7 protein-coding genes are annotated in these 9897 nt (G+C 58.5%); 4 read left to right on the plus strand and 3 right to left on the minus strand.

The annotated features are described in order from the left end of the window. Positions 1-208 precede the first annotated feature (208 nt). On the plus strand, positions 209-1234 hold the full coding sequence (locus tag EVC45_RS42270; protein ID WP_129964031.1) for a 4-hydroxyproline epimerase: 1026 nt from the start codon (positions 209-211) through the stop codon (positions 1232-1234). Positions 1235-1375: 141 nt separating this feature from the next. Here EVC45_RS42270 and EVC45_RS42275 read toward each other — a convergent pair whose 3' ends face one another. From EVC45_RS42275 to EVC45_RS42285, 3 genes are all read right to left on the minus strand, one after another. Then, entirely contained in the window at positions 1376-2497 is a 1122-nt protein-coding gene (locus EVC45_RS42275; RefSeq protein WP_129964032.1) for a tyramine oxidase subunit B, read from the minus strand. Positions 2498-2566: 69 nt separating this feature from the next. Then, positions 2567-3841, minus strand: coding sequence for an enolase C-terminal domain-like protein (locus EVC45_RS42280; protein WP_129964033.1), 1275 nt, complete (start codon positions 3839-3841; stop codon positions 2567-2569). Then, the gene (locus EVC45_RS42285; RefSeq protein ID WP_129964034.1) at positions 3841-5250 is read right to left on the minus strand and encodes a glycerate kinase; all 1410 of its coding nucleotides are present in this window, start codon (positions 5248-5250) and stop codon (positions 3841-3843) included. The genes EVC45_RS42280 and EVC45_RS42285 overlap by 1 nt, the downstream gene beginning before the upstream one ends. A gap of 165 nt (positions 5251-5415) precedes the next feature. Here EVC45_RS42285 and EVC45_RS42290 point away from each other — a divergent pair, with 165 nt between their 5' ends. The 3 genes from EVC45_RS42290 (at position 5416) to EVC45_RS42300 (ending at position 9808) form a co-directional block, all read left to right on the plus strand. Further along, positions 5416-6819 carry a PLP-dependent aminotransferase family protein gene (locus tag EVC45_RS42290; RefSeq protein ID WP_129964035.1) on the plus strand — a complete coding sequence of 468 codons (1404 nt, stop codon included), beginning with the start codon at positions 5416-5418 and terminating at the stop codon, positions 6817-6819. 191 nt (positions 6820-7010) lie between these two features. Then, positions 7011-7850: a sugar phosphate isomerase/epimerase gene (locus EVC45_RS42295; RefSeq protein ID WP_129964036.1), complete on the plus strand. Its 840-nt coding sequence runs from the start codon at positions 7011-7013 to the stop codon at positions 7848-7850. Between the two features lie 818 nt (positions 7851-8668). After that, positions 8669-9808 (plus strand): porin, encoded by a 1140-nt coding sequence (locus EVC45_RS42300; RefSeq protein ID WP_129964037.1) that lies wholly within the window; start codon positions 8669-8671, stop codon positions 9806-9808. Positions 9809-9897 lie beyond the last annotated feature (89 nt).

Here is a 9897-nt window from a genome sequence, read left to right on the forward strand (position 1 = left end):
ATGAAGTAGAAGTAGTTTTGTCGGGCATTGCAACACCTTATACGAGATAAGTGTTGCACCTCGCTTTTGAGGCCGCCGAGGTATTCGCCCGTGCTTCGGTACGGGTTCTTTTTTTACGGTGAATCCCGGGCAGATAACGACGAGAAGGTCGATCATATTCAAGCTGCGGATTCACGGTACCGTTGTTGGGTTTTTCCAGGAAACGTCGATGACTAAGCATATCTTTTCATGCATTGAAGGCCATACGGAAGGCATGCCGGTACGCATGGTAGTGAGCGGCGGGCCGGAATTGCAGGGCGCGACGACGAATCACCGTCGCCTTTATTTCGTCGAAAAACACGACTGGGTTCGCCGTGCGTTGACGCTGGAGCCGCGCGGGCACGGTCAAATGTCCGGCACGATCTTCTATCCGCCTTTGAGCGCCAATGCCGATTTCAGTCTGCTGTTCATCGAGACGTCGGGCTGTTTGCCGATGTGCGGACACGCGACGATCGGGTCGGTGACCTTCGCGCTCGAAGCGGGTCTGATCAAGCCGAAGACGCCGGGTCAGGTAGTGGTCGACGTGCCTGCGGGTCAGGTGATTGCCCGGTATGTGATGAGCGGCGACAAGGTCGAATCGGTCCGCTTCACGAATGTGCCGAGCTTTCTGCTTCACAAGGATGTCGAGATCGAAGTGTCGCAACTCGGCAAGCTGAAGGTGGATATCGCATATGGCGGCAACTTCTATCCGATCGTCGAAGTGCAGGAGAATTTCCCCGGTTGCGAACACTTCACGCCCGAGCAAGTGCTGGAAATGGGCCGTGAGGTTCAGAAACGGGTGAATCAGGCGCTCGACGTCGTTCATCCGGACAATCCGCAGATTCGCGGCGTCAAGCACTGCATGTGGGCAGGGCGTGCCGTGGCCAGCGACTCGCATGCACGCGCAGTTGTGATTGCGGGTAATTTGATTATCGACCGATCGCCGTGCGGCACGGGCACCTCCGTGCGGGTCGCACAACGATTCGCACGCGGGCTGCTCTCGGAAGGCGAGGCATTCCGCCATGAGAGCCTGATTCTCAGTCGCTTTATCGGTCGTGTGGAATCGCGGACGCGGCTGGAGAGCGGCCTCGATGCGGTTTATCCGAGCGTGGAAGGGCGCGCTTATATCACCGGCCGTGGCGAACATTACGTCGATGATACGCAGCCTTATGCGCAAGGCTTCGATCTGTCTGAGTTCGCAAAAGCTGGCGTTTGATCTGGCGGGCACTCGCTGCGCCGGGTGCTCGTTGCCGAAAAGCTCTTTGCCTAAAAACCTGTCGCCCTATGACCGGATGGTTCCGGCACAGGGCGTCAGGCTTTGACCCCGGCTCAGCCGAGGCCACGAGCGACGCGAACATCAAAGTCCCGCCGGCTTTTCCCAAAGATTCAACGATTGCCCAATGCCTTTCTTCCGGGCGTTTTCAACCATCTCGAAGCCCCAGCTGATGTCGAACACCGCCATGCCGCAGGCAATGAAGATGACGCGTTCTTTCGTGTTTTCGCGGCCAGGCTTCGCGCCGTTGACCACATCGCCGAGACCCGTCGAAGCGGAGAGCGCCGGCAGTTTCCCCGCATCGATCAGCCGATAGAACGGGCCGCCGATCACACCGCTGTAATAGCCTTCCTTGTTGCCCGAAGCAATCGCGTCCTCGACATACGCTTCCTGCAAAGGCGTGTGATCGTAGACGATCTTGCAATTGGTCAGGAAAGACTCGTCGGTATTGAACGGCCCCGACACCAGAATCGTTGCGCCTTCCTTGATCCAATCGTCCTTGAAGAAGAGCGGTTTGAGGCGCGACGCAGCAACGGTGATCACATCAGCGCCGCGAAAACCCGCCTCGGCATCGTCGACACCAATCGCGCTGATGCCATATTTCTCCTCGACCCAACCCGCGAATTCATTCGCCTTGTCGATGAACACGTCGAAGCATACGACCTGCTCGATTGCGCCAAGCTGGCTCATGATCGCGGTGAAGCACGCCTTGTTGATCGGACCACAGCCGATCACCGATACGCTCTTCGCATCCTGGTTGACCAGATGTTTGGCGGCAACACCGGGGACGGCGCCCGTCCGCGCCGCGCTCAGCAGGTTCGCGGACATGAGGGCGATGGGCGCGCCTGTGTCCTTGTCGTTGATCATCATGGTGAGGATCGAACGCGGCAGGTCTTTCTGCGCGTTGGCGTGATTCGAGCCATACCACTTGTTGCCGCACACATCGAAACGTCCGCCGAGATAGCCCGGCATCGCGGCGAAACGGCGATCCGGGCCCGCCACCGGCATGTTGGGGAACTTCGTCTCCTTCGGGAAAACGATGTTCATGCCGTGGTTGTTGTGATTGACGCCGCCCATCAGGTAGTCGCCCTTGCCGAGCAGACTGAACGTCTCTTCGCAGACGGCAACGCAACGCGCGGCGTCGAGCACGCCGGCCTCGATCATGTCGGGCTCGGAAAGATAGAGGAAATCGATCTTGGGGTACATGGAAAGTCCTTGTTCAACAGGTGAGGATGTGTCGGTTCGAAACGCGGCAATGCGCCGCGATGCGCCGCTTCAAAACCGGAGCAACGGCGAGATGTCGTAGAGACGGCACGCGGGGCTGCGCGCGTTGGCGCGCATCAGGAAGTTGAGCTTTTCAATCCGTTCGCCCGAACGCGGTGCGCCGTTTTTCTGGAACGGCACTTCCAGGCCGACAGAAAAGTCCATCACCACGTCATCCACGACGCCACCCGAGCGGCCCGACGGCACCGCGATCATTCCGTGCGCCTGGGCGAAGCGGTAGGCGTCCATGGCTTCCGTAATCGTGCCGACCTGATTGGGCTTGAGCACGAAGCCGTCGACGGCGCGTGTTTCATGAGCTTTGCGAAGCAGTTCGAGATTGGTTACCGTGAGATCGTCACCCAGTACGATGGTGCGCGTGAGTTCCTTCACCGCGTGGCTGTAGCCAGTCCAGTCGTTTTCGTCGAGCAGGTCTTCGATGAAGACGAGGTTGAATTTTTCGGTCAGGGATTTGGCGTAGGCGACCAGTTCGTTCGATGAAACCTGACGTCCCTTGAGCAGGTAGCGGCCGGTTTGCCTGTCGTACATTTCGCTCGACGCGCAATCGAGCGCGAACGCGATCCGGTCCGTGAAGCCGCATGCATCGATCGCTTTTTGCATCAGCGCGAGGATCACTTCGGGATCGTCGGATGGCGCGGCATAGCCATAGGCACTGGCGACCTGCGGCTTGTGCCCGAGATAGTCGGTCAGTACCTCCGCGAGCTTCTGGAAAACGGCGACCGCCATTTCGATCGAATAGTCGATGCTGTCCGTGCCGTAGGGCACGATAAGGAATTCGTTGAACGCCTGCGTAAAGCCTTCGTAGCGGCCGCCGTTGATCACGTTGAAGCAGGGCACGGGAACGGTGGAGATTTCCCGGCCTGCGATGTGCTCGTACAGCGGAATGGCGCGTGCGGCAGCCGCCGCACGAAAGACCGCGATGGAAACCGAATAGATCGTATTGCCGCCGAGCCGATGCTTGTCCGGCGTGCCGTCGAGCGCAATCATCTTCTGGTCGATAGCGCGCTGGTCGAACACCTTCATGCCGATCAGCGCCGGGCCGATCACATTCACCGCATGATCGACGGCCTTGTGCACGCTGAGCCCTTTGTAAGTCGACGGATCGCCGTCGCGCAGCACGAACGATTCGTGCATGCCGACCGACGTGCCCGTCGGCGCTGCGCCTCGACCGATGGCGCCGCTTTCGGTTTGAATTTCGACTTCGACGGCGGGGCGGCATTTGCAGTCGATGATCTGCTGCGCGCGAACGGAAATGATCCTGTCTTCCATCACACGCCCTCCTTCAGAGTCGGGACATAGAGGATGTTCAGGTCACACAGATTGGTGCCCGTGTTGCCCGTGAAGACGGCTGAATCGATCGACGCGAGCGCTTCAAAACAGCTATGCTCGCGTAACGCCTGATAAAGACTCACGCCTTTTGTCGCAGCCGCCTTGAAACTGCTCGAATCGGTGATGCCGCCGGCGACCTTCGCGGTACCGTCGGTGCCTTCGCTGTCGATCGAAAGCAGGCACGCGCCCTGAGTCTTGTCCGCCGTGATGGCGAAGCTGACCGTCATCTCCTGGCCCGGACCGCCGTGTCCCTTGATGACGCTGTTATCGCCGATATGCGTCGTCACTTCGCCGGAACTCAACAGGACGCACGGCGCCTTGATGGGGTTGCCATAGGTCTGGATCTCGCGCGCCATCGACGCGAAGAAGGTCCCCGCATCGCGGCTTTCGCCTTCGAGGAAGGAACTGACGATCATCGCCGGAAGGCCCAGGTCCGCGCAGACTTCCTTCGCGTAGATGCAGGAATCCGGCAGCGTGTTGAGCAGGAAATAGGTGTTGTCGGGGAATGCCTTGGGCGTCTCCGCTTCGGGTCCGGCATTCATCAGGTAATCGACGACGCTCTTCGGCAAACGGTCCGCGACGTTGCGGTTGACGATGGTGGCGCGCGCATCGTCGAGCGTCGTCATATCGGGGCCGATGGGCGTGCTCTTGTACGCTGCATACGGCACGGCGATATCGCCTGTTGCTGGCGAGCCCACTGCATCGCTGATGCCGAAGCCGATCAACTCCGCGCCGACCGCCTGGATGCGTTTGGCGAGCATGCCGCCATTCAGCGCCGAAATATGACGGCGCACCGCATTGATCTCGTAGATCCCCGCGCCGGACTTGAGCAGCACATCGGTCGTATCGATCTCGTCCTGCAGCGAGATGCCGTCGATGGGGCACGACATGAGCGCCGAACTGCCGCCGCTGATCACCGCAATGAAGAGATCGTCCGACCCCGCCTGATCGACGAGTTCGATGATCTTGCGCGACGCGCGATGTCCTTCTTCGTTCGGCAGCGGATGACCGCCGACGAACACTTCCGTCCTGTTGAAGCGATCGGATTCCTCGTGAATCTTCACAATGGCGATGCCATACGTGAGGCGGTCGCCCAGCACGTGATCGACGGCCATCGCCATGTGATTGCACGCCTTGCACGCGCCGATCAGATACACGTTGCGCTTCTTCGACAAGTCCCATGAACGCGTGCCGATATGGAGCGTGTCGCCATCGAGACGCATGATGCCCTGAATGCGCCGATAGCTGTCCAGGCGTTCGAGCGTGCGGTCGGCGATCTCCAGCACGACGCGTCGGGAGGCCACATCGCCGTGTGAGAGGAGCGCTTCGGAATTGCGTATTTTCTTCATACGGGGAATCCATGAGGGTTGCCGCGTCGCCAGAGTGAAAGCGACGAACTAGCTTGAAATTTAGACAAACACCCTGCACAGATACATGTACACTTGGTCGCACGGTCGGATCGCTGTGTAGGCGATGTGGCCTGCACACCATCACTCATTTCTTCGCACGACCTCATGAAGCCCGTTCTTACGCTGGATGCCAGTTCAGAGATTTCGCTCACCATGCAGATCGTGGAGGGGGTTATTCAGGAAGTTGAAGCGAAGCGTTGGCGTGCAGGCGGACGAGTGCCGAGCATTCGTGCATTTGCCGGGGCGCATGATGTGTCGACCTTCACAGTGGTGGAGGCGTACGACCGGCTGGTCGCGCAAGGTTTGCTGGTCGCGAGGCGCGGCTCAGGCTTTTATGTATCGGACAGGCGAACCGGAGCGTCCCAAAGAGCCCCAGAGAAACTCGACGAGAAGGTCACGAACGGTTGGCTGGTTCGCAACTTTCTGGGTACCAACGAAGGCGCGATCCACGCGGGGGCAGGGTGGCTGCCTGAAACGTGGCTCGACAGCGAGGGCATAGCACGCTCACTGAGGCAACTGGCCGCGCACCCCGAACACCTTCTGGGCTACGGCCAGGCGAGCGGCTTCGACCGGCTGCGCGAGCAGATTGTCCGGCAACTCGCCGAATACGAGATCGAGACGGATGTCCCCGGTGTCATGACAACGCTGGGCGCGAATCAGGCACTTGACCTGGTGATCCGGCAATTCACGCAGCCCGGCGACGTCGTCATGGTGGATGAGCCTTGCTACAGCGATCTCCTGGTCGCGCTGCGCATGCGTGATGTCGAAACCATCGGCATTCCCATGACGCCCACTGGACCTGACGTCGCTGCGATGGAGGCGGCGTTCGACACGCATCGCCCGCGGCTCTACTTCACCAACAGCCGTCTGCACAATCCGACGGGAGCGAGCTACAGTTCGGCGGCCGCGTACAAGGTGCTGAAGGTGGCCGAGCGTCACGAGTGTCTGATCGTTGAAGACGATGTCTCGGCCGATCTGGTGCAAGGCTCGCACTTCACGCTGGCATCGATGGACCAGCTCAGGAATGTCATCTACGTGGGCAGCTTTTCAAAGACGATTGGCGCCGGATTGCGTGTCGGTTTTGTCGTAGCCAATCACGACATCATTGAGGGACTGCTTTATCAGAAACTTGTGTCGGGCATGTCGACGCCGACCGTCACCGAACGGCTTGTCAGTACGATCCTGGCCGAAGGGCATTATCGCAAGCAGACCGAGCAACTGAGGGACAAACTCGCTGCCGCGCAGGAAAAGACGTGTCGCCGGTTAGAGGCGATCGGCTTTGAGATCTTCTGTGAGCCTCGCTCCGGCATGTTTGTATGGGCGAAGCCGACGGGGCCGGAGCGAGATTCCGCTCGACTGGCGGAGCTGGCTTTGAAGGAGCGCATTCTACTCGCACCGGGACATCTCTTTTTCGCAGGACGTGCGAGGACGGGGTGGCTGCGGTTCAATGTAGCGCACTGCAATTTCGACCGTCTCTTCGGTTTTCTTGCAGATAGCGCTGGGCGTTGAGTCGCGTCGCCGCACGCGTGACAAGGGGTGCCACCTCAACCGTGCAGTTCTCGGCACCTGTACAGGTATTGGGACGTGCGCATGTCAAAAGGATTTCCGTCAAGTGACGATACGTTGAAGCCCGCCCGCGCGAACGTGCGATCCGACGGTTCCGGCCCACCTCGCTGCCCACCTTTTCGAGTCAATCCAGCATGAGCTACGACCTGTCGAGATTTGCCATCAATCAGATCACCACTCCGAAATGGACAATGCCTGAGGCGCTGGACGGCTACAAGCGTGCAGGTGTCGATGGAATTGCTGTCTGGAGAAATTTTCTCGAATCGTATGGGGTCGCGAACACTCGTAGGCATCTCCGGGAATTGGAGATGTGGGTTCCATCACTGTGCACGAGCGAGTGGCTGAATATCGGCGTCCACAACAGCATGACCGCAGCGATTGACACGAACCGACGCCTCCTTGATGCAGCCGCGGAAATCGGTGCAGCCTGTCTGATGATGGTGGTCGGCGGCTTGCCACCGGACAGCAAGGACATTCAGGGTCAACGAGCCCGTGTGCGCGATGCGCTGTTCGCGCTGTTGCCACATGCGCGTGAAGTCGGCGTCAAGCTCGGCCTTGAGCCCTTGCATCCGATGTATGCGGGCGACCGCAGCGTCCTGAATTCGATCAAGGTTGCCAACGATTTGTGTGACGAACTTGGCGAGGGCGCGGGCCTTGTCCCCGACGTGTACCACTGCTGGTGGGACCCCGCATTCGAGGCAGAGCTGCGCCGAGCAGGGCCCGGGCGCATCATTACATTTCACTATTGTGACTGGCTCGTGCCGACGCGTAGCCTGCGCGATCGCGGAATGGTCGGTGATGGCGTCATCGATATTCCGCGGATCAAGGGATGGCTCGACGATATAGGTTATGCGGGGCCATTCGAGTTGGAGATTTTCTCCGAACTTGACTGGTGGGAACGCCCCTCCGAAGAAACGGTTCGTGTAGCTATCGACCGATGCGGGCCTCATATCGGCAAGACCACGTCAAAATAAACTCCTGCAGCATCTTCTATGTCAGAGAAATCACGAACCAAATGCGAATCAGTGAGACCGCGGATGATGAAAAGCGCGCGGATCCGAAAGCCGGGAAGGAAACGAGGAACGAAAGACCTAGCGCTGCACGCCTCCATGATTCCGCCTTCGCTCGCTACGACTGGATGGACCATCACACACCAATCGGAATGAGTGATTGGTGATCGCAGTCCCATTTTGGTCAATTCGAATCAACACTTACCTCGCCGAGTATTAACATAGACGGGCGAACGCATGATGCATCGGTTCATGGAAAAGTTGAAATGCCGCATGAAACAAACCTGCGAACCATATTTGCTCACATCGGTGATGCCCGCGACGCCCCTCGGGTTTGCCGTAACCGCGCATTATGATCCTGGCGCGAAGCCCGCCTTGCATCAATGCGAGTGCGCCGAGCGATGCGTCGACAGAGACGAGGATAATGAAGGACGGGATGTGACTGATTGAATCACTCGTCGGTTAAAGCGCCCGATGCAATAATCCTTCCCCTATTTTTCAAGGGTTTGCCGCCATCGTCAGTCGAGTCGTCGAACTTTTTGCGACGGGTCACAAGACGGACTATCCAAACACTTGCTAGAAGAATCCGCGCCCGTTTCTGTGCATGATCAGAAATTGGAAACACGGATCGCATGAATCACCGGCGACCGAATCGTCACTCGCGATGTTCTGGTCCATGCTGGTGGTTTGTCGGAACTGCTCCCTCGATCTGATGCAGTAGCGTTTACGGGTAAAGGGAGCTTTATATATAACGAAATTATTGTTAAGGCTTGGACGATACTATGAGGACTACTTACGTACTTCCGGTTGTGATCGTTGCCGGGCTTGCGCTTGCCGGAAACGCAAACGCGCAAAGCACCGTAACCCTGTATGGCATCGTCGATACGGGGCTGATGTATGTTCACAACAGTGGCGGAAAATCAACGCAGATTCTTATGGCGAGCGGCACCGAATCAGGTTCGCGCTGGGGACTCAAGGGCAGCGAAGACTTGGGCGCTGGGCTGAAAACCATCTATCAGCTTGAGAACGGCTTCAGCTCGACCTCGGGTGCCCTCGGCCAGGGCGGTCGGCTGTTCGGTCGACAGGCGTTCGTTGGGCTGTCCAATGCAAGTAGCTGGGGCACGGTCACACTAGGGCGTCAGTATGACCCGCTGATCGATCTCGTACAGCCCGTGCAGGGCGACAACTTCCTTGGCGGCTTCTTTTCATCGCCGGGCGACATCGACAACGCTGACAACAGCGTACGGATCAACAATGCCATTAAATGGGCGAGCCCGAACTGGGCAGGACTTCAACTGTCGGCGATGTATTCGTTCGGCGGTGTAGCCGGCGCAACCGGATCGGGGCAAACATACAGTGGCGCCGCTGCATACTCAGGTGGCAGCTTCTCGCTGGCAGCCGGCTATCTTCACATCGACAACGGCAATGCGACAGCCTCGAAGCGATCGACCACTTCGTCGGACTCGTTCTTCAATAGCAGCGTCAACAATGCATACTCGACAGCCCGATCCATCAATGTTGCGCGCGCAGGCGGTAACTATGTTATCGGGTCGTTCACGCTCGGCGGTTACTACAGTTTCTCCGAATACAATCCTGACGCGAACTCGGCGTTTACCCGTTCGGAAAAGTATCACAACGGCTCCGTCTACGCGGTTTGGCAGATCAGCCCCGCCTTGCTAACGGAACTTGGGTACAACTATCTGAAGTCGCTCGGTGACTCTTCGGCGAAATATCACCAGGTCAGTCTCGGCGCGGACTACAACCTGAGCAAGCGTACCGACGTCTACAGCGTGGTTTCATATGGCCACGCGAGCGGTCAGAATGGTGCTGGCCAGGCGCAAGCCGTCATCGGCTCGCTGGACATTGACTCGGGCAAAAACTCGCAAGTGATCGCGACCGTCGGCCTGCGCCATCGATTCTAAACACATCCTGCTTTAGCAGGCTGTTGAATTTCGATCCCGCGTAAACGGGATCCTGGGGCCGAACGTTATGGATATTGTGTTCATGATCT

The organism is Paraburkholderia sp. UYCP14C (assembly GCF_004197395.1).
Taxonomy (GTDB): domain Bacteria; phylum Pseudomonadota; class Gammaproteobacteria; order Burkholderiales; family Burkholderiaceae; genus Paraburkholderia.